A 20,184-nucleotide genomic window follows, 5' to 3' on the forward strand; every position below is an offset into this window, starting at 1 on the left:
TACCTTCCCTTCGCTATGCAACTTTCAAAGAACGATGACTAAAACGGTTACAGTATTGACACAACGTCTTTAACGACGTTTAGCACCCAAGAAATCCCTAAAGGTATTGATGAGGTATTCAAAGGCTTCGAGTTTAAAAATGCCTGCGATACCAAAGTAGGTAATTGCCATTACGGCAATTACGACAAGAATTTGAAGTCCAGGCGAGGCGACAAATGAACCGCAAAACAGTGCAAGTCCTCCTGCAATTGCTGAAATCACAAATGCAGGAGCGATATCGCGTATTTGGTCAGAATAAGAGTATCCGATAACCCGTTTGTTGGGATAAGCGTTAACAAATGTTGAGATGATGCCGGTAATCATATACATGGCTACCATTAGGTAGACGTCCTTTAATATAAAGGCAGCAAACAAAATGAAGCAGATTCCATAGGCCTTTTTGATAAGTTCAAGCTTCAGGAACAGATCAGAACGCCCCATGCCGTTAAGTGCCTGCAGGTTAGTGGTGTGTATTGGTAATAGGGCGTATATAAAGCAATACATCTGCAGAAACGGTACACAAGGCAGCCATTTCTCTCCTAGTAATAAGACAACAATCGGTTTAGCCGCTACTGCAAATAGCGTCATAGCTGGAACAATAATAAAGGTTGATGTTTTTAGGGCCCTTCGTACTAATCGCTTCACCTGATCGGTATCAGCTTGAACACGCGAAATGGCTGATAGCATGACAGGCTGAATTGCCCCATCCAACATGCCCCCCAGAGCCTGGGGGTACTTTTTTCCCTGAGAAACTAAGCCGAGGTCTGAGGCGCTGAATTGCTTACCTATAATTAAATCTGAAAGAGATTGATAGCCTTGATCCAATAAACCAGAAACGAGGAGTTTCCAGCCAAAACTAAAATGCTTGCGAGCTTTCGACCTATTAAATATGGGCTTCGGAAACCATTTAACCTGGAAGCCCAAAAAAAGACAGTTGCTAAATTGATAAATTAGTTGCTGAAGAACTAAAGCCCAAAGACCGGCCCCTGCAGTGGCTGCAACAATACCAGCTATTCCAGAGACGATGACAGCTGCAATTGTTGCATTAAACACCTTACGTAGTTTAAGGTCCCGCTGTACTATTGCCACCTGAACAGAATTGAAGGCTGTGACCAATAGCAAAAAACCCATAACACGTAAGGGCCAGATTAGATAATCCAAGGAGTAAAAGGACGCAATTGCTGGTGCTGAAATATAGACCACCAAGCACAGAACAATCGAGGTTCCAAAACTCAACCAGAACACTGTCGACAAATCGGAATCTTCAACTGTTTGAGCTTGAACTATTGATGTATTTAAGCCAGATTGAACAATTGCATTGCCTATGTTAACGAAGACAAGAATAATTGCTAGGGCACCGAACTCTTCAGGGGCAAGCAGACGCGCCATAACAATCTGTACGGCGAGTTGAACAACTGCATTTCCTCCCCTTTCAAATAGTTTCCAAATTAAAGAGGAAAGTGTCTCTTGTTTAAGTGATGGCTCCTGTCTACTTGTCATTTTCGCTCCACGGGTTGATTAGCTTTTGAGATTTTCCAGTCAGCTTTCTCTGTAAATACTTCGCTAGATAACCAGTGATTAAGAATGCCCATTTCCACCAAGGTTTTGACTGAAATTTGTCGTGAAGAATAAGCTCATCCATGTTTAGGGCAGCGTCTTGGGGGTTCACAAAGTCAAATTCTGGTTCTTCTTTTAGTTTTCGATTCTGTAGCTCTGCTGAATTAGAGAACGCTTTTGTAAAGCTATGGCCGTTACCCACGACCCCTAAGTCACGTTGCAAGTTTTCGATAGGGCAAATGGCGACCTTGTCAAATACAATCATGGCAACATCCCATGTCATATCAATAGAGTAAAGTCGTCCATTGTGCCAGGGCGCTTTGGCTCTAGTGTTATATGTGTCCTTGAGATATTGGTAGCAGAGGGTCTTGGAGCGTTTGAATAGCTTTAATAAAGCTGACGGATGATCGCCAATTGATAGGATTGATTGATCTAGAACAAAATTGTAATACGGTAGGATACATTCACTCCAGGATGCCATGCCATGCCATAGCATTTGTCGTTTCTCGGTATTGCAATCATCAGTGTTTATGCTTCTAAGTAATGGAGTGTATCCATCTCCACACCAAACGTAATCAGAAGGATTAATTACAACAACATCGTTATCGGTAGCGTAAATTTGAAGCCCCTTGTTGCAAAAATCTAAGAAACAAGGGGCAGGCTCGTTATCATCTTCCAAAATGATAATCGAATTATATTTTGAGAGGATTAGACGTACGAGCCAAAGATAGTTTTCAAACGGGCCTAAATTAGCCTTATGAAAATATAGATTTAGCGATTTAAACGGATGGTCGTCATGAATTGTGTTCAGATAATTACAGACTTCCACATAACCAGACTTATATTTTGTATTCGGAGGATAATCGACTGAAATATAGACGTCAGTGTACTCGGCACAATGGCATCTACCGAGAGAATCAATCGTTGTTTTTAGGCACTCGATTCTACTCAACGTTGTAATCGCAACTGGTGCAAAGTTGCCTTCGCTAGATGAATACGATATTTCTTGTGACATGGTAAGCTATTCCCATCACGAACAAGGTCTCAAGGTTTTATAAAGTAGATTGTTTATTCAGGACGCAGCCCTGCTTCGCATATCAAAATTCCCATTAAAGCTAAGTAATGGAACAAGCAGAAATAAGGATGGATTGACAGCAGCAGCCGGGTAAAAACTTTCACTCAGACCTGCAATCATGTAAATAACCACAAATGCAAGAGATGCCCAATCGCGTGTTTCTTTAAGCCGTTTAACAATTAACTGCATTGATCCGAATAGCAAAATGAAGGCAATTAATCCGTAGGCAACGAAGACGAAGACGTAGCTATTGTCAAAATTACCCTCTGAGGTCAGCATGCCATGACCGAATGGGCTTGCCGTGTAGTTACTGAGAAAGAAGTTGTTGTAATAGATACGACCCTGAAAAATCCTATCGAGAACGCCGACAAAACCGTTTCTCCCATAGAGCAACGCAGTTCCAAACGAAAATGCAATAAGAAGCGGGAGGACGGCCGTTGAGAACCTGACGAACAGTTCCCTTATCTTCCCTGAATGCTGAAGTACATAGAACAGGAGCAGACCACCCATGCCGAGGAACAGGCCGATGTAACTGCCCGTGATGTATTCACACAAGATGTTCAAAACGGCAAACACGAGGTAGACGACAATTCCGCAATTTCCCCTTTTCATATAGAGCGTCAAGAAGACGACCGTGAGAAAAGACAAGTGCATGACGTTGGTAGAGGAGCCGTTTACAAGGACTCGCTGAATGTATGTGTCTGTCGCCATTTTATAATACTGGTAAAATTCAACTTCATAAATACCCGTAGCGGCAAACAGCACTACGAAAAGAAGTCCTACGATTTTCGCGGTCAGAAATGTAAGTAGCACCCTCTTGATATCAATGTCCTTGGCGCCAACCAACAGCATGACCGTAAGAAGCAGGGTGAACCGTTTGCTAACAACCAGCTCGATGACGCCGAGGGCTGCAAGACCCATCGCAATCAAGAAGAAGCGCGGATCAAAGTCCATAGCAAGAAACCTAATAACCGCGAATGCGGCACCGAGCCCGACGCAGGCGACATAAATATCGTCACCAGCGCTCAGGCCAAGCGTGCTCATAAACACAACCGAGAAAAGATACGCGCAGTACAGAAGGTCCACGACTCTCATGGAGGAAACGTTCCCCGCATTCATGTCGGTGTATTGCTTTATGGCAGCCTTGCGCTTAATCAAGATACTTTCCTTCCAAAACGTCTCCTTTCGACCAGCACAGACAAGGGGAATACAAGGAGGGCCAATACCCTATTAGAAACGATTCCGGATAAGGTGGGCTCAGCGACCGCCATGTTCAGGGACTCGATTCCGACGAGGGCTGAAATTCTTTCCCTCAGCGCTCGAGCGCCCGAGTACCGCCTGGCAGATTCATGTCGCTTGACAAGTGCCATGCGCGTACCCACGGGGCTGCCCAGCCAATTCTTCCAGATGTTTTTGGTGAGACCTTCCTCGAGGTATTCACATCTGTAAAAGGGCTCGTTGTGCACGCAAAACAGCTCGGGAGCAACGAAGTCGTAGTAAGCCGAGCCTTCAGGAATGAAACGCTCGCCCTGAACAACGGGAAATGAATGCCGCCTTAAAACATCAGTGTTAAAGACAATCGCCGTCTCGATGACGAGACCGTATTTCATGCGCATATCGGCAAGCTCAATCTTGTCAGCACCATCGGGAAACCATGTATCCAAAGCTGTTTGGTGCGCAAACAGCTTTGGATACAGAAGACCTTCTTCCGTATCCAAAGCTGTTATGTCGTGCAAGATAGTCTCCACGGCGTTGGGCTCAAGCCAGTCGTCCGAGTCAACGCAAATAAAATACTCTCCAGATGCCTCTGCAGCACCAAGATTATGTGCAACGTGTTTTCCAGAGTTCGGCTGTTTGATATATCGAATAGGAAAGGGCGACGCGTCTAACCAAGAGACAACCATGTTCTCAGTATCGTCAGTCGATCCATCATCCACAATGAGCCATTCGAATCGAAAGTCGGTCTGAGATATTAGTGATGAATACAGGCGCTCAAGCTCATTAATACGATTATAGGTCGGTGTAAATATCGTTAATAATGTGTTGCTCATTAACGATCGCCCTTAATTATGTTCTTAAACGCCTTGAAAAGAATAACCCCTCTAGGGCCAACCGCTCTCATAACTTTATGCTTAAAATGCGTTGCCGGTCCAGCCCATGATCCGTCGAAATGATGAATAGCATACGTATTTTCAGTTACGTTAATCTCATGCGTAAGGAAATCCTTTGGACAAAAATATTCACTTGGATAAATAGTTATCCCAGCAACTTCCTGGATGCCAGGTTTATCTTCAAGTCCAAGGCCTTTAAGAATATCAGTTGTACGAACAACGACAGTGGTCTGGTCGTAGACACCACCAGTCTTTATAAAGTGATCAGACTCATAGGAATCGAGGATAGTCTTGTAGAGGCCAAGCCCCGGATTGGCCGCAAGGCCAAGCCCCGGAGCGACAGCGCCGGCAGCACCAGAGCTGAAATCCTGTTCAAAACCCATAAAAGGGCCTCTTTGAATAATTTCATCTAGAGGCTTCAAAAGCTCGACATCAGTATCTAAGTAGACCCCTCCATGCTCAAACAAAATCTTGAATCGCGCATAGTCGCTTGCAAATGCCCATTTCTTTACGCTTATAGCTTCGCTAACATAATCACAGCAATCAGTATCAAAGTTTGATTCGTCCCAACGAACGATCTCGTAGCCTGGCATATATTTTTCCCATGAAGCAATGCAGCGTTCAGCTAGAGGGGGAAGCGGATTACCGCCAAACCAAATGTAATGAATCTTCTTGGGTATCATGGGGTTAAAGCTCCTCAATCAAACCACAGAGCTCCTTACAGAACTCTAAGTTATGGCTCTTAAAATAGGCTCCGCATGAAAGTTCACGGGCTCGCTCTATTGCTTGAGGCAGCTCTTTAACGTCATAAATAGGCACGATACCGCCCTGACGCTCCGCCACAATGCGAACGAAATCCGCTTGATGATCATTCACGTGCTCGCCAAGGTCCCCTCGACGCGGAACAACAACAGGGACCTTCCCGGCCGCCATCGCCTCAATGAAGCTCGAAGGGCCACCATGCGTAATCACCACATCCGCAACTTCCATATAATTCTTCATCTGATGGAACGGCACAAAACGCGAGTGATCACAATGGATAGGCTCATATGTTGAATAGCCTGTCTGAATGAAAACCGGTTCCGTAAGTATCCCGTCCGCCCTGAGTTCGTCGACAGCCTTGACCAAGCGATTGAACTGCTGCTCGTGGGTGCCCACGGTAACGAAAATCATTCGACCACTTCTTAGAAAATCGAGCCGAGGTTCACGGCGTGCTTGTACACTTCCAGTTGCTCCGGCCACTGGACAACGAACAGGTCAGCGATCCCGTTGAGCATCCGACCTGTCATGGTCGGCTTATCCACGCGGTCGAAAACCTCTACGTAAACGCATTTGGCACCCAGCAGCTTGCCCAGCACGAAGAAAGGAACTGCCACGGCAGCTCCAGACGAGATAATCAGGTCAGGACGCTCCTTCCGCAACACCTTCCAGGCAAGAACAGTGTTCTTCAATAAATTGGGGATATTTCGATTTGTTGGGTAATGGCAGTGGATGACGCGCTCGTCCTTGAGCAGCGAGTTCGCATCCTCCTTGTCGAACGTTACCCAAAACCGTTCGACGGCTTGCGACCATATAGGCTTGAGTAGCCACATATGCGTTAGGTGTCCACCACTGGAGCTGGGAATGCAAACCTTTGCTTTCGAGAGATCCATCTAGCACGCCCCCTTGCCGGTGATAACCTCGATCACCGTGAGGACGATAATCTTGAGATCAGTGACGGGTCCGCACTTGGCGATGTACTCCAGGTCCCGCTGGACCATTCCGTTGAAACCCGTTGAATTGCGGTCGGTCACCTGCCACCATCCGGTAATCCCCGGCTTTACGGCCAGGCGCTGCAGGTCGTACTCGGTGTACTCTGCAACCTCGTTGGGCAGCGGCGGACGAGGACCCACGACGGACATCTGGCCCAGGAACACGTTCAGAAACTGCGGGAACTCGTCGATGGAGTGCTTGCGGATGAACCTGCCGATCTTGGTGACGCGGGGGTCCTCCTTCATCTTGAACATGGCTCCGGCGATCTCGTTCTGCCCCTTGAGCTCGGCGAGACGCTCGTCGGCGTCCTTGTACATGGAACGGAACTTCCACATGCGGAAGGTGGTCAGGCTACCGTCGGGGCGGGTCTGTCCCACGCGGATCTGGCTGTAGAAGGGGCTGCCCTCGCTCTCCAGGCGGATGAGTGCCGCGAGCACCAGGCTGGGAATCGCGATGACCACGAGCACAACACCGCTGAACACGATGTCGAAAGCGCGCTTAACGGTGCGGTAGGCTAGGCGCGAGCGATCCCAGTCCATGATGGATTGCATGGCCCTGTAGCGGCCGGTGCCCTCACGTCGGTCCATGGCCTGAGCAATCAGCGCCGCACCCGCTGGCGCATCCGTTTCATATTCTGTTTTATCCGACACGTTCTCTTCCAACACTTCGACCCCGGGTCGGGGGATCCTCCCTGTTCTGTGTAGCGACCGTCTGCAGCTAGGCGATTGCCTTTTTAAGGTTGCGCATGACGCGCTGCTCGGCCGAAAGCACGGCAAGGCCAACGCGCGTAGTTACGCGTCGGCCGCACAGGTTGAGCTCCAGATAAGCAGTGCTCTTGCGTCTATTAATGGTTTTGATAAGGCCTTCGTGGCCCAGCAGCGGACCTGCCGTCACTACGACTTGGTCGCCGTCTTTTAAGGCCTCGCTCATGGGCACTACGCGGTCTCCCCTATGCGTAAAGCCGCCAATAAGCTGAACCTCTTCTTTTGCCAGCGGCACAAACTGACCGTCCTGGGAAAGCACCCGGGCAAAGTCGTCCATGCGCAGCAGATACTGTTGCACGGTGCGGGGATCTGCCGTATCGCAGATAAGATAACCGGGAAAGAGCGGCTTGGTCGTATTGACCCATTCGCCGTGAACTTTAATCTCGGTTTGAAATTGGGGATAAAAGAGCTCCTGCATGGCGACAGCCGGCACCATGCGCTCAATGCGCTCGCGCATTACGTCTTCGCGACCGTTAATGACCTGAATTACATACCACACGAGCTCCACCCCCTTGCTGTCTTACGTATGGCTCACGTGATTTGGATATGGCTTCGCCAGGGCGCTTGTGCGCGAAGGCGCTCCATATTCAAACCCTGAGCCCAGTCAGACAAGCACGTGGCTCTGCCCCACCGTGAACGGTATGTATAAGCGCAGTTGCTAGAAACGCGGACGTGTATCGCAAAATGACCGCGTCTCCAGCTGGCTGCGTGCGAACCAGTCAAGCGGGTACAAAACTGGACCGCACGCAAACAGCTGAAGGACTGCTGTGGTTTGCCGTAACAACTTATTGCACCTTCTAATGCGAACTTATAAATAGCCACAAAAGCAAGTGCAAAACGTGCATGGCAATCGATATTGGAGCTCGTGGTTTTTCTAACACCGCCGTTACGGCCGGATGCTGATCGACCCTGCGCTTTGTGGCTTACTGAAGCCGTGAGCACAGTTGAACTCATGTAACGTTAGGTATCCTAGCACAAGCTGTTAGTGAAACTGATTTGGGTTGCGTTGGACAACATTTCGTTCATTTGACGTGCTTAAGGGGGTTGTTATGGGATGTTGTTCACGTTGGCGCAGGTTATTGTGGTGCTGGCAATAATTGGGAGTGTTCCTGAAGCCCAACTGAAGCAGCGAGCTGCACTGGTAATTGCGTTTGGATAACAAACTATGTACAGACATGGGAAATAAATTGTGCAACTTTTTGTTGATGTGGGTATGGGTTTGTGGCGCGAGGTATTTTGGCATGAAAAAAGGCCTTCGGAATTCCGAAGGCCTTTTTATTCACGATGGTGGAGACGAGGGGGATCGAACCCCTGACCTCTTGACTGCCAGTCAAGCGCTCTCCCAGCTGAGCTACGCCCCCGTGACGAGGAGATACTATAGGGGAAGTTGGCTCGACGTGCAAGGACTTTTTTGGGTGAGACTTTAAATGCCTATTGAGCCAATTGATATAGGTAAGCGATGGCGGTGCCGGTGTGGACTTGGATCTTGGCCGTTCTCCTGACTACATTGGATATTCCAGTGTCAGCTAGTAATCCCAGGGGGCTGTGGTCTAGCTCCCACTCTAGGCCGTGTTCACTTACCTCGGTGTTGGGGGCAATGGCGATGATGGAGAATGTCTTGCCCTCAGCGCCTTCGATGGTCCAGGATTCGCCTGTGTGTAGGATGCGGGCGACTACCTTGTCCTCAGCAATCCAGACCGGGGCATCCTCATAGCCAGCGAGCAGCCCCAGTACGGAAAGCGCCATATCCGGACGGCCGCCGGTGGCGCAGGTTGCTACCACTTCGGCACCTGGCCAGCGACGTCGGACGGAATCGAGCGCCAACGCCAGATCGGTATAGTCCTTGTACGGGTCGTGGCGCTCTACCTCAAAGGCTTCGGCGGCATCGACCAACGCACGACCCGCATCGCTCACCGTGTCGGCATCCCCCACATAAACGTCGCAGCCTAGCCCCGCGCTCAGCAGCGCATCGAGCCCGCGGTCCACGGCGACAACGTGGTCGCACTCCCCTGCTAGTCTACGCAACAGATCCGCGCTCGCCACCACGGACGAGCCACAGACCACTAATACCTTACAAGCCACAGCTCTCGCCTATCCCTCAAACGAAAGCACGCGGGCCAGATCCAGGTCCTCATAACTATCGATAAAGATATCGCAGTTGGCGCGCACGTCGTCGCGCTTCATGCGGCCGTGCGGGTCATAGATACCTACACGCTTAAAGCCCGCGGCGCCAGAGCTCTTAAGGCCAAAAACGGCGTCCTCAAACACCCATGCGCGCTCAAACTTGTGCCTATGGCGCTCCTCCAGGCGGCGCAGCGCGAGCTCATACACATCGGGGAACTGCTTGGAGCGTCCTGCCTCGCCGGTGGTGGTCACAAACTCCATGTAGGCATCGAGCCCGGCTCCCGCAAGTGCAGACTTAACCAGCTCGGCCGGCGTGGACGTGGCGACGCACATGGCAATGCCCACCGCCTTCGCCTGCTCCAAAAATGCCAGAAGCCCCTCGCGCGGCGGCACCTTGGAGTAGCCATCGATCAGAATGTCACTCAGCTCGAGATAGAGCTCCTCGCCATTTGCGCTAATACCCCACGTGTCGTGGTAGGCCTGGCATTCGTCCTCCAGCGAAAGATGCTCAAACTGGGCAAAATCGTCGACCGTCACGTCAATTCCGTAGCGGTGCAATAACTCGGGCTGGGCATAGGCCCAAACGGGGGTGCTATTAACCAGTGTGCCGTCGCAATCGAAAATAAAAGCAACGTTGGGGGCGGCGGTCTGGGACATAAACGAACCTTTCGATGTCAAATGGTAAACATCCTGCTAAAAACGTTTTACCAAACGTCAGACTAACAATCTTGAAACCCTAATTGGTAAAACTGTCAAGAGTTTTACCACGGCAATTCTGCCAGTGGTCTAAACATGGCGCTTACCGATTAAACGCCGCCCTAAAACCACTTTCCTTCATAAAAGTAACGTACAGGTGTTATCGTAGTTTCTGCCGAAAGTTCCACCGAGCACGCGAGGTGGAACGAATCATAGAACTATCGCCGTCCCTTCGATTCGTGCAGCCTTGGACCTTTCGCATCTAGTCACCAAGGCAACACGCTGCCGCGTCATGATGGGATCAAACGTGAGCGATACAAAGCTAAAGCCAGCAACCAAAAAGCCCGCTACCCGTAAAGCCGCCCCGCACGCGCCGGAACTCTCTAAGGACGATGTCTATCTGTTTGGCATTGGCATGTGGGAGCGCAGCTGGGAAAAGATGGGCGCGCACCCCGACACGCAGAACCGTACGCGCGGCTGGCGCTTTTGCGTTTGGGCGCCCGACGTAAAGAGCGTCCATGTCATTGGCGAATTTAACGATTGGAATGAGGAAGCCAACCCGCTGGTGCCCGTGCATACGAGCGCTATTTGGGAAGGCTTTATTCCTGGCGCCGAGCAGGGCCAGCTCTATAAGTATCTCATCGAGACAAACGAGGGAGAAAAGCTCTATAAGGCCGATCCGTATGCCTTTAAGGCCGAGTGCCCTCCGGGTACCGCCAGCGTGCTGTGGACCCTCGACGGCTATAAGTGGAACGACGCCGCGTGGCTCAAGCGCCGCGCCGGTCACAACCACATGTCGCAGCCGCTCAACATCTACGAGGTGCATATTGGCTCGTGGAAGCGCCACGGCGACGCGCCGCAGGGCGAGCCGGACGAGTTCGGCAACTACCCCGGTCCCATGGACCCCTTCCCCGCGCAGCGCGGCGAGTTCTACACCTACGACGACCTGTCGGTGGAGCTCGTGGACTACGTGCGCGACATGGGTTACACGCATATCGAGGTCATGCCGCTCATGGAGCATCCCTTCGATGGCTCCTGGGGCTACCAGACGACCGGCTACTACGCCGCCACGTCGCGCTACGGCAACCCGCAGCAGCTCATGCACTTTATCGATGCGTGCCACGAGGCAGGCATCGGCGTGATCATGGACTGGGTGCCCGGCGGGTTTTGCGCCGACTCCCACGGCCTTGCCACTTTTAACGGCCACATGCTGTTTGAGCACGAGATTCACCCCAACTGGGGCACGCACAAGTTCGACTTCGCCCGTGGCGAGGTCCGTTCCTTCCTGGTCTCCAATGTGCTGTATTGGCTCGAGAACTTCCACGTTGACGGCATTCGCATGGACGGCGTGTCCAGCATGCTGTATCTCAACTTTGGCATTGACGATCCGGGGCAAAAGAAGTTCAACAAGTACGGAACTGAGGAGGACCTGGACGCCAGTGCGTTTATCCGTCAGGTCAGCTGCGCCGTGGAGACCCACCACCCCGACGTGATGATGATGGCCGAGGAGTCCACCGCGTGGCCGCTCGTGACCTACCCGCCTCAGGACGGCGGCCTGGGCTTCCACTACAAGTGGGACATGGGCTGGATGAACGACACCCTGCACTACATGCAGACCGATTTTCCGTGGCGCCCCGGCAACCACGGGCTGCTCACGTTCTCCATCATGTACGCCTTTACCGAGAACTTTATTTGCCCGCTGAGCCACGACGAGGTCGTCCACGGCAAGTGCTCGCTCATCGGCCGCATGCCGGGCGACTGGTGGCGCCAGTTTGCCGGCCTGCGCACGCTGGCTTTCTACCAGATGACGCACCCCGGCGCCAAGCTCAACTTTATGGGCAACGAGATCGGCCAGTTTATTGAGTGGCGCTACTACGAGTCCATCCAGTGGTTCCTAACCGAGGAGTACGAGACCCACCGTCATCATCAGGCGTTTATCAAGGCGCTCAACCACCTGTACACCGCCGAGCCCGCCCTGTACGAGCGCGGCTACACCGATGACGGCTTTACCTGGATCGACGCGGACAACTCCAAGCAGTCCATCGTGAGCTTTGTGCGTCAGGGCGAGGACGTCGATGACGACCTGGTGATCCTGATCAACTTTGACCCGGCGAGCTACGAGAGATTCCGCGTGGGCGTGCCGCGCGAGGGTGACTGGGAGGTCATCTTCGATTCTGACCGTCCTGAGTTTGGCGGCAGCGGCTATGCCGGCAAGGAGCCCTACACCTGCTCGAGCGAGCCCTATCCCTGGAACGGGCAGATGGACTCCATCGAGATCAAGGTTCCCGGCCTGGCAGGTGTGGTGCTTAAGCGCCGCGGTCCCAGCAGCTATAAGCCGCCCGTGGTCGAGGAGCCCAAGGCTGCGCCCAAAAAGCGCATGTCTTCGGTGAAGCCCAAGCCTGCGGCTGCTAAGAAGGCTCCGACTAAGGCCAAGGCTACGACGACCAAGGCCAAGGCCAAGGCTGCCGCAAAGCCCGCTGCTAAGGCCGCAGCCAAGAAACCGGCTGCCAAAAAGGCCGCTACCAAGGCCAAGTCTGCTTCTGTTAAGCCGTCTGCCAAGGATGCGTAACAAAACCGTTACAGCTGTAATTACCCGCCCCGACGAGGCGTAGGATACAAGTCATAACCGTTCCGGGAGAAACATCCCCGGGGGAAAGGAACGTATGAATAAGATCTTCGACAACAAGCAGGAGTTTACCGAGCTCTATCGCGACGCCGTCATGAGCATCAGTGGCAAGAGCGTCGAGGCCGCCAGCGACCTGGACCGCTTTAACGCCCTGGCCAAGCTCGTGGCCGAGAAGGCGCGCACCGTTGCCACCAAGAGTGACGCCCGCGCCACCGCCGAGGGCAAAAAGCGCGTGTACTACTTCTCGATCGAGTTTTTGATCGGCCGCCTGCTTGACAACTACCTGCTCAACTTTGGCGTGCGCGACATGGTCGCCGAGGCGTTCGACGATATGGGCTTTGACCTGTCCGTCATCGAGAACCAGGAGCCCGATCCGGCGCTGGGCAACGGTGGCCTGGGCCGTCTGGCTGCATGCTTCCTGGATTCCATGGCAGCCGAGGGCATTGCCGGCTACGGCAACGGCATGCGCTACCGCTACGGCCTGTTTAAGCAGGAGATCGTCAACGGCAGCCAGGTCGAGGCCACCGACGAGTGGCTCACGCACGGCTATCCCTGGGAGGTCCGTCGTCAGGACAAGGCCGTGACCATTAAGTTTGGTGGCCGCGTCGAGGGCTTTGAGGAGAACGGCCGCACGTTCTACCGCACAGTGGACACGCAGGACATCCTGGCCGTCCCTTATGACATCCCCGTGGTGGGCTATGCCGGCGAGACCGTCAACAAGCTGCGCGTCTGGGCCGCCGAGCCGGTTGAGGAGCACTTCGATCTGGAGGCCTTCAACCGCGGCGACTATGCCCTGGCCGACGCCGAGCGCGCCGAGGCCGAGGCCATCAGCGCTATCCTCTACCCCAACGACGCCGGCGAGCACGGTCGTCTGCTGCGCCTGAAGCAGGAGTACCTGTTCGTTTCGGCCGGCATCTACAGCCTGCTCGACACCTTTGAGAAGGAGCACGGTGAGAACTGGGAGCTGCTGCCGCAGTTTGTGGCCATCCACACCAACGACACGCACCCCGCCATGTGCGGCCCCGAGCTCATGCGCATCCTCATCGACGAGAAGAAGCTCGAGTGGGATGACGCTTGGAACATCGTGACGCAGGTCGTGAGCTACACCAACCACACCATCCTGCCCGAGGCTCTGGAGAAGTGGCCCATCGGCACGTTCTCCAAGCTCCTCCCCCGCGTGTACCAGATCATCGACGAGATCAGCCGTCGTTGGCATGAGTCGTTCGACACCACGCAGGAGGGCTGGCAGGAGCGTCTGCGCCAGACCGCCATCCTGTGGGACGGCGAGATTCGCATGGCCAACCTGTCTGTGATCTGCAGCCACAGCGTCAACGGCGTGGCCAAGATCCACTCTGACATCATCAAGAACATCGTGCTCAAGGACTTCTATGCCCTGACGCCCGAGAAATTCAACAACAAGACCAACGGCATCTCGCACCGTCGCTTCTTTGCCGAGGCCAACCCTACCTACGCCAAGCTCGTGACCGAGGCCATTGGCGATGGCTGGCTGAAGGACGCCTTTGAGCTGGAGAAGCTCAAGGAGTTTAAGGACGACACCGAGTTCCTGAAGGCCGTGGGTGCCTCCAAGCGCGCCAACAAGGAGCGCCTGGCCGCTTACGTCAAGGCCGAGACCGGTCTGGTCATTGACCCCAACACCGTCTTCGATGTTCAGGTTAAGCGTTTCCATGCCTACAAGCGCCAGCTCATGAACATCATGAAGGTGATGGACATCTACAACCGTCGCATCGCCGATCCCAACTTCCACGTGACGCCGACGACCTTCATCTTTAGCGGCAAGGCTGCCTCGAGCTACACCTTCGCCAAGGAGACCATCCGCCTCATTAACTCCGTGGCCGATGTCATCAACAACGACCCGCGCGTCAACGAGGTCATGAAGGTCTGCTTTATCCCCAACTTCCGCGTGAGCAACGCCCAGCTCATCTACCCTGCCGCCGAGATCTCGGAACAGATCTCCACGGCCGGCAAGGAGGCCTCGGGCACGTCCAACATGAAGCTCATGATGAACGGCGCCATTACGCTGGGCACCCTCGACGGCGCCAACATCGAGATCGCCGACCTGGCCGGCCGCGAGAACGAGGCCATCTTTGGCCTGACCGCTCCCGAGGTCGAGCAGCTCTGGGCATCCAACAACTACTTTGCGTGGGATACCCTCAACGGCGATCGCGACCGCCTGGGCCGCGTGATGGACGAGCTCAAGGACAACACCTTTGCGGGTCTTTCGGGCAACTTCGAGAGCATCTACAACGAGCTCATGAACAACAACGACCCCGACCTGGTCATGGCAGACTTCCGCAGCTACGTGGATGCGTGGGAGAAGCTCACCGGCAGCTATGGCGACCAGGAGACCTGGAACCGCAAGGCCCTGCTCAACACTGCCTCCTCCGGCTGGTTCTCGAGCGACCGCACCATTCGCGAGTACCGCGACGAGATCTGGCACGCGTAAAGGCGCGCGAGCTCCCTTATGCCGGCACGGCATTACTCGACGGGCGCGACCGAGCGCCGCGCCCGTCGCTAATGGGTTTAGGAACATCGATGACAGAAGGAGAAATCGATGAGTAAGAAAGAATGCATCGCGATGCTCCTCGCAGGAGGACAGGGCAGCCGATTGGGGGCACTCACCCAAAAGATCGCTAAGCCGGCGGTTAGCTTTGGTGGCAAGTTCCGCATTATCGACTTTTCGCTCTCTAACTGCTCCAACTCGGGCATCGACACGGTGGGCGTTCTGACGCAGTACCGCCCCTACCTGCTGCATGCCTACGTGGGATCCGGCGAGGCTTGGGATCTGGACAGCCGCGATGGCGGCGTGTCGATCCTGCCACCGTACGAGACGCAGACCGGTGGCGCCTGGTATGCGGGCACGGCCGACGCCATTACGCAGAACCTCGACTACATCAAGGCTAACGACCCCAAGTACGTCCTGATTCTTTCGGGCGATCACCTGTATCGCATGGACTACCGCAAGATGCTCAAGACGCACATTGAGAACAACGCCGACCTCACGGTGAGCGTTATGCCCGTGCCGTGGGAGGAGGCCAGCCGCTTTGGCATCCTGACCACCGATCCCGAGGACGGCCGCATCACCAAGTTCACCGAGAAGCCCGATAAGCCCGATTCGAACCTCGCGTCCATGGGCATCTACATCTTCTCGGCAGACGTGCTGATCGAGGCGCTCGAGGAGGACGCTCTGGACCAGCGCTCGAGCCACGACTTTGGCAAGGACATCATCCCCAAGCTGCTCGGCGAGGGCAAGCGCCTGTACAGCTACGAGTTCCACGGCTTTTGGAAGGACGTCGGCACCATCGCCAGCTTCCACGAGACCTCGATGGACCTGCTGGGCAACAACCCCGAGTTCGATCTGTTCGACAAGCACTTCCCCATCATGTCCAACATCACCACGCGTCCGCCGCACTACATTGGCCCGGACGGCCGCCTAGACGACTGCCTGGTCTCCAATGGCTGCAAGATCTACGGCACCGCTCGCCACTCGATCCTTTCGACCGATGTCATCATCGAGGAGCGCGCCGTGGTCGAGGACTCCGTGCTGCTGCCGGGTGCGCACGTTAAGAGCGGTGCGCACATATGCCGCGCTATTTTGGGCGAGAACTCCACGGTCGAAGAGGGCGTGAAGCTCGGCTCTGTCGATACCACCAAGGATACGGCCGTCGTTGGAAATGACGTCGTTATCGGGAAGGGGGAATGATCCGATGATCAATCGCAAGGCCATCGGTTATATCACCGCTAACTACTCTTCGTCCTACGGCAGCGTCCTGCTCAAGGACCGCCCCATCGCGTCCGTTCCGTTTTTGGGCCGCTACCGCCTGATCGACTTCCCGCTGTCCAACATGATGAATGCCGGCATTAAGACCGTCGGCGTCGTCATGCCGGGCAACTACCGCTCGCTGATCGACCACGTGGGCTCGGGCAAGGACTGGGGCCTGGACCGCAAGAAGGGCGGCCTGTTCATGGTGCCCGGCAACGCGTATGGCACCACCAAGGGCGGCATGCGCTTCCTGCTGCGCGACATCATCTCCAACAAGACGCTGTTCCAGCGCTCGGAGAAGCCCTATGTCGTGATGATGGGCACCAACATCATCTTTAACATGGACCTCAACACCATCATCGAGGCGCACGAGAACTCCGGTGCCCAGATGACCGTGGTGTACTGCAAGGCCACGCGCAACGTCGATGATGAGACCAAGCTCGAGATTAACGAGAACGGCCGCCTGACGGGCGTGAGCGCCGGCGTCGTGTACGGCGACAACGCCTCTATGGACTGCTGCATCGTCAACCGCGAGACGCTGCTCGAGATCATCGATCACTATCAGGCCGCTGACTATCTGGACCTGCTCGAGGCACTTCAGGGCGACTTTGGCAACATCGACGTGTGCAGCTACGAGTACAAGGGCGAGGTCGTGGGCGTGTTTAGCGAGAAGTCGCTGTATCGCCGCAGCATGGACCTGCTCGACCAGACCGTGGCCGACCAGCTCTTCGATCCCGAGCGCCCGATCCTGACCAAGGCTCACGACGTGCCGCCTTCGCGCTATGCGACCGGCAGCCACGCGTGCAACTCGATCATCTCGGCGGGCTGCATCATCAAGGGCACCGTGCGCAACTCGATCCTGTCGCGCGGCGTTGTGGTTGAGGAAGGCGCCTCGGTGACCAACTCGATCATCAATCAGAGCTGCATCATCAAGAGCGGCGCCCGCGTTGAGAACGCCATTCTGGACAAGAACAACGTGGTTCCCACCAACACCGAGCTTCGCGGCACGCCCGAGAACATCCTGGTGCTGGGCAAGGCTCCGTTAACTTCCGACACCACCATCGTACGTTAACGTTGGCACCGAAACATCGCTCGTAACATGTAGAATAGCCGCCCGGTTCGCGCCAGGCGGCTATTCTCGAATTGCAACATGGGAGACAATATGGCAGATTCCAGCAAAAAGATGCAGATCGTGTTTGCCTCGGCCGAGTGCGCACCGTTTGTAAAGACCGGTGGCCTGGGTGACGTGGCGGGCTCGCTGCCTGCGGCGCTTGTGCGCGCCGGCGCCGAGGTTATCGTGATGGTGCCCAAGTACGCCACCATCAAGGACGAGTACAAGGCACAGATGGAGCACTTTGCCGATTTTTACGTGAGCCTAGGCTGGCGAAACGAGTACTGCGGGCTCGAGAAGCTCGAGCACGACGGCGTCACTTATATGTTCATCGACAACGAGCGCTACTTTGCGCGCGACTATCCGTACGGCTTTTTTGACGACGGCGAGCGCTTTGCGTTCTTCTCCAAGGCCATCACCGAGAGCCTGCAGCACCTGCCGGCCGGCTTTGAGTGCGACATCCTGCACTGCAACGACTGGCAGACGGCGCTGGCGCCCGTGTTCTTGCGCGAGTTCTACCAGGGCCTGCCGCTGTACGACCGCGTCAAGACCGTGTTCTCGATCCACAACGTGGCGTTCCAGGGCCAGTTTAGCGACACCGTGATGGAGGACATCCTGGGTGTGGCGCATATTCCGGCGGCCGCCTCGCAGCTGCGTTGCGACGCTTGCAGCATCAACTATATGCTGGGTGCGCTGCACTATGCTGATGCCATCACAACGGTGAGCCCCACCTATGCGGGCGAGATCCAGACACCCGAGTTTGGCGAGGGCTTGGACGGCGTGCTGCGCGAGCGTTCCTACGCGCTGCAGGGCATCCTCAACGGCATTGACGTGGCGGCCTTTGACCCGTCAACCGACAAGCGCATTGCCGCCAACTACACGGTTGACGACCGTTCCGGCAAGGCCGTGTGCAAGGCCAAGCTGCAGGAGGAGCTGGGGCTCGAGGTTCGCGACGACCGCCCGCTCATGGTGATGGTCACGCGCCTGACGCGCCAGAAGGGCATGGACCTGGTCATGTACGCGCTCGACCGCATCCTGGCCGGCGGCGTGCAGGTGGCCGTGCTGGGCACCGGCGACCGCGACTACGAGGACGGCCTGCGCTACTTCCAGGACAAGTACCCCGGCACCATGGCCGCGCGCATCGAGTTCGATCCAGCGCTGTCGCAGCGTATGTATGCCGCCGCCGATATGTTCCTGATGCCTTCGAAGTTTGAGCCCTGCGGCCTGTCGCAGATCATCGCCATGCGCTACGGCACCCTGCCCATCGTGCGCGAGACCGGTGGTCTGAAGGACACTGTGATTCCGTACAACGAGTTTACCGGCGAGGGTACGGGCTTCTCGTTTACCAACTTTAACGGCGACGAGATGGGCGACGCCGTGTTCCGCGCGGCACGCCTGTTCTGGGACAACCATGACGCCTGGAACCAACTGGTCACGCAGGCCATGAGCCAGGACTTTAGCTGGACGCGCTCGGCCGACAAGTATCTGGATCTGTACTTCTTTATGCATCCGGAGATTGAGAGGCCGGCGGCTGTTGTCGACGAGCCTGAGGCTGTTGCTGAGCCGGTGGCCGCTGAGGAGCCCAAGGCCGAAGAGAAGCCGGTTGAGGCTGAGCCAGCAAAGGCCGAGCCTGAGGTGAAGGCTGAGGTTGCTCACAAGGCAGAGGTCGAGGTCAAGCCTGCTGTAAAGCCCGTAGCTAAGAAGACCGCGACCCGCAAGACGACCACTAAGAAGGCTACGACGACCAAAGCTGCCGCGACTAAAACAACGGCTGCCAAGACAACGACCACGCGCAAGCGCACGACCGCCGCTGCCAAGAAGGCCGCCGAGGCCGAGGCTGCTCCCGAGGTAAAGGCCGAGGTCGCTGAGGCCAAACCGGCCGCCAAGGCTCCGGCAAAGACCGCTGCCAAGAAGACGACCACGACTGCCAAGAAGGCAACAGCTGCCAAGAAGACCACGGCAACGAAGTCGACGGCCGCCAAGGCTACTGCGACCAAGGTCGCTCCGAAGGCTGCCGCAAAGCCCGCCGTCAAGGTCGAGGAGACGCCTGCCGAGCCCAAGGCCGAAGCAGCCGTCGAGGCCAAGCCGACCGCCAAGACCACCACGCGCAAGCGCACGACGACGGCCAAGAAGACCACGGCAAAGGCTGCCGCTCCTAAGGCAGAGGCTATGCCCGCCGCCGTCAAAGAGGAGACCAAGCCCGAGCCGGCACCGAAGGCCGCCGAGGTCAAGGCTAAGACCAAGGCTGCCCCGAAGGCGGAGGCTAAGCCCGAGCCTGCCAAGGAGACCCCGGTCTCCCCTGCCGCTCCGACCGAGAAAAAGGCTCCGACCAAGAAGACTTCCGTCCGCAAGGCAACGGCCACCCGCAAGCGCCGCTAATCCAGACGATCCAAAACCTCATCAAACCCTAAGCAAGGGGCGCTCCAACCTGGTGCCCCTTCTCTGTAGGTAGTGGTAAAACGATTTTCTAGGACAACCGTTCGCCGATGGTAAACGGATGTTGTTTATACACCCTGTGTACTACAGATATACTTACATCTTAGGCGTA

Annotated in this window: 16 protein-coding genes and 1 tRNA gene; 5 read left to right on the forward strand and 12 right to left on the reverse strand. The window is 55.2% G+C overall.

Annotated features, from left to right (window positions below; translation table 11 throughout):
• Positions 1 to 69: 69 nt before the first annotated feature.
• From DWV32_RS03385 to DWV32_RS03440, 12 genes are all read right to left on the reverse strand, one after another.
• Positions 70 to 1,539, reverse strand: coding sequence for a lipopolysaccharide biosynthesis protein (locus DWV32_RS03385; RefSeq protein WP_117757197.1), 1,470 nt, complete (start codon positions 1,537 to 1,539; stop codon positions 70 to 72).
• Positions 1,529 to 2,611, reverse strand: coding sequence for a hypothetical protein (locus tag DWV32_RS10110; RefSeq protein ID WP_147346207.1), 1,083 nt, complete (start codon positions 2,609 to 2,611; stop codon positions 1,529 to 1,531). Before DWV32_RS10110 ends, DWV32_RS03385 begins: the two co-directional genes overlap by 11 nt.
• 57 nt (positions 2,612 to 2,668) lie before the next feature.
• A complete protein-coding gene (locus DWV32_RS03395; RefSeq protein WP_117757199.1) occupies positions 2,669 to 3,829 on the reverse strand; it encodes a hypothetical protein in 1,161 nt (386 codons plus the stop codon).
• Positions 3,826 to 4,722: a glycosyltransferase family 2 protein gene (locus DWV32_RS03400; RefSeq protein ID WP_117757200.1), complete on the reverse strand. Its 897-nt coding sequence runs from the start codon at positions 4,720 to 4,722 to the stop codon at positions 3,826 to 3,828. The genes DWV32_RS03395 and DWV32_RS03400 overlap by 4 nt, the downstream gene beginning before the upstream one ends.
• Positions 4,722 to 5,465, reverse strand: a complete 744-nt coding sequence (locus tag DWV32_RS03405; RefSeq protein ID WP_117757201.1) for a glycosyltransferase family 32 protein — start codon at positions 5,463 to 5,465, stop codon at positions 4,722 to 4,724. The genes DWV32_RS03400 and DWV32_RS03405 overlap by 1 nt, the downstream gene beginning before the upstream one ends.
• Positions 5,466 to 5,469: 4 nt before the next feature.
• Positions 5,470 to 5,955, reverse strand: coding sequence for a glycosyltransferase (locus DWV32_RS03410; protein ID WP_117757202.1), 486 nt, complete (start codon positions 5,953 to 5,955; stop codon positions 5,470 to 5,472).
• 11 nt (positions 5,956 to 5,966) lie between these two features.
• Positions 5,967 to 6,434 carry a PssD/Cps14F family polysaccharide biosynthesis glycosyltransferase gene (gene pssD / locus DWV32_RS03415; protein WP_117757203.1) on the reverse strand — a complete coding sequence of 156 codons (468 nt, stop codon included), beginning with the start codon at positions 6,432 to 6,434 and terminating at the stop codon, positions 5,967 to 5,969.
• Complete coding sequence (locus tag DWV32_RS03420; protein ID WP_233540386.1) at positions 6,435 to 7,184, reverse strand: sugar transferase; 750 nt, start codon at positions 7,182 to 7,184, stop codon at positions 6,435 to 6,437.
• A gap of 67 nt (positions 7,185 to 7,251) precedes the next feature.
• Positions 7,252 to 7,797 (reverse strand): antiterminator LoaP, encoded by a 546-nt coding sequence (loaP, locus tag DWV32_RS03425; protein WP_233540387.1) that lies wholly within the window; start codon positions 7,795 to 7,797, stop codon positions 7,252 to 7,254.
• Positions 7,798 to 8,583: 786 nt separating this feature from the next.
• Positions 8,584 to 8,659 (reverse strand) — tRNA-Ala (locus DWV32_RS03430).
• 70 nt (positions 8,660 to 8,729) lie between these two features.
• On the reverse strand, positions 8,730 to 9,380 hold the full coding sequence (locus DWV32_RS03435; protein WP_117757205.1) for a thiamine diphosphokinase: 651 nt from the start codon (positions 9,378 to 9,380) through the stop codon (positions 8,730 to 8,732).
• Between the two features lie 9 nt (positions 9,381 to 9,389).
• On the reverse strand, positions 9,390 to 10,079 hold the full coding sequence (locus DWV32_RS03440; RefSeq protein ID WP_117647888.1) for an HAD family phosphatase: 690 nt from the start codon (positions 10,077 to 10,079) through the stop codon (positions 9,390 to 9,392).
• Between the two features lie 331 nt (positions 10,080 to 10,410).
• On the opposite strand from DWV32_RS03440, the gene glgB reads away from it, so the two are divergent.
• The 5 genes from glgB to glgA all read left to right on the forward strand — a co-directional run bounded on the left by glgB (position 10,411) and on the right by glgA (position 20,015).
• A complete protein-coding gene (gene glgB, locus DWV32_RS03445) occupies positions 10,411 to 12,687 on the forward strand; it encodes a 1,4-alpha-glucan branching protein GlgB (RefSeq protein WP_117757206.1) in 2,277 nt (758 codons plus the stop codon).
• 94 nt (positions 12,688 to 12,781) lie between these two features.
• Positions 12,782 to 15,208, forward strand: coding sequence for a glycogen/starch/alpha-glucan phosphorylase (locus DWV32_RS03450; protein ID WP_117757207.1), 2,427 nt, complete (start codon positions 12,782 to 12,784; stop codon positions 15,206 to 15,208).
• 108 nt (positions 15,209 to 15,316) lie between these two features.
• Positions 15,317 to 16,465, forward strand: coding sequence for a glucose-1-phosphate adenylyltransferase (locus tag DWV32_RS03455; RefSeq protein ID WP_006233920.1), 1,149 nt, complete (start codon positions 15,317 to 15,319; stop codon positions 16,463 to 16,465).
• Between the two features lie 4 nt (positions 16,466 to 16,469).
• The gene (glgD, locus tag DWV32_RS03460) at positions 16,470 to 17,597 is read left to right on the forward strand and encodes a glucose-1-phosphate adenylyltransferase subunit GlgD (protein ID WP_117564079.1); all 1,128 of its coding nucleotides are present in this window, start codon (positions 16,470 to 16,472) and stop codon (positions 17,595 to 17,597) included.
• Positions 17,598 to 17,687: 90 nt separating this feature from the next.
• Positions 17,688 to 20,015 carry a glycogen synthase GlgA gene (gene glgA, locus DWV32_RS03465; RefSeq protein ID WP_187361815.1) on the forward strand — a complete coding sequence of 776 codons (2,328 nt, stop codon included), beginning with the start codon at positions 17,688 to 17,690 and terminating at the stop codon, positions 20,013 to 20,015.
• Positions 20,016 to 20,184 lie beyond the last annotated feature (169 nt).

The organism is Collinsella sp. AF04-24, from assembly GCF_003465685.1.
GTDB classification, from domain to species: domain Bacteria; phylum Actinomycetota; class Coriobacteriia; order Coriobacteriales; family Coriobacteriaceae; genus Collinsella; species Collinsella aerofaciens_AP.

Bases quoted from the DNA above. Each gene is read 5' to 3' on its own strand.
- DWV32_RS03405 (WP_117757201.1), bottom strand. From the start codon at position 5,465: ATGATACCCAAGAAGATTCATTACATTTGGTTTGGCGGTAATCCGCTT.
- DWV32_RS03440 (WP_117647888.1), bottom strand. From the start codon at position 10,079: ATGTCCCAGACCGCCGCCCCCAACGTTGCTTTTATTTTCGATTGCGAC.
- DWV32_RS03385 (WP_117757197.1), bottom strand. From the start codon at position 1,539: ATGACAAGTAGACAGGAGCCATCACTTAAACAAGAGACACTTTCCTCT.
- DWV32_RS10110 (WP_147346207.1), bottom strand. From the start codon at position 2,611: ATGTCACAAGAAATATCGTATTCATCTAGCGAAGGCAACTTTGCACCA.
- pssD (WP_117757203.1), bottom strand. From the start codon at position 6,434: ATGGATCTCTCGAAAGCAAAGGTTTGCATTCCCAGCTCCAGTGGTGGA.
- DWV32_RS03455 (WP_006233920.1), top strand. From the start codon at position 15,317: ATGAGTAAGAAAGAATGCATCGCGATGCTCCTCGCAGGAGGACAGGGC.
- DWV32_RS03450 (WP_117757207.1), top strand. From the start codon at position 12,782: ATGAATAAGATCTTCGACAACAAGCAGGAGTTTACCGAGCTCTATCGC.
- glgB (WP_117757206.1), top strand. From the start codon at position 10,411: ATGATGGGATCAAACGTGAGCGATACAAAGCTAAAGCCAGCAACCAAA.
- DWV32_RS03400 (WP_117757200.1), bottom strand. From the start codon at position 4,722: ATGAGCAACACATTATTAACGATATTTACACCGACCTATAATCGTATT.
- DWV32_RS03410 (WP_117757202.1), bottom strand. From the start codon at position 5,955: ATGATTTTCGTTACCGTGGGCACCCACGAGCAGCAGTTCAATCGCTTG.
- glgD (WP_117564079.1), top strand. From the start codon at position 16,470: ATGATCAATCGCAAGGCCATCGGTTATATCACCGCTAACTACTCTTCG.
- glgA (WP_187361815.1), top strand. From the start codon at position 17,688: ATGGCAGATTCCAGCAAAAAGATGCAGATCGTGTTTGCCTCGGCCGAG.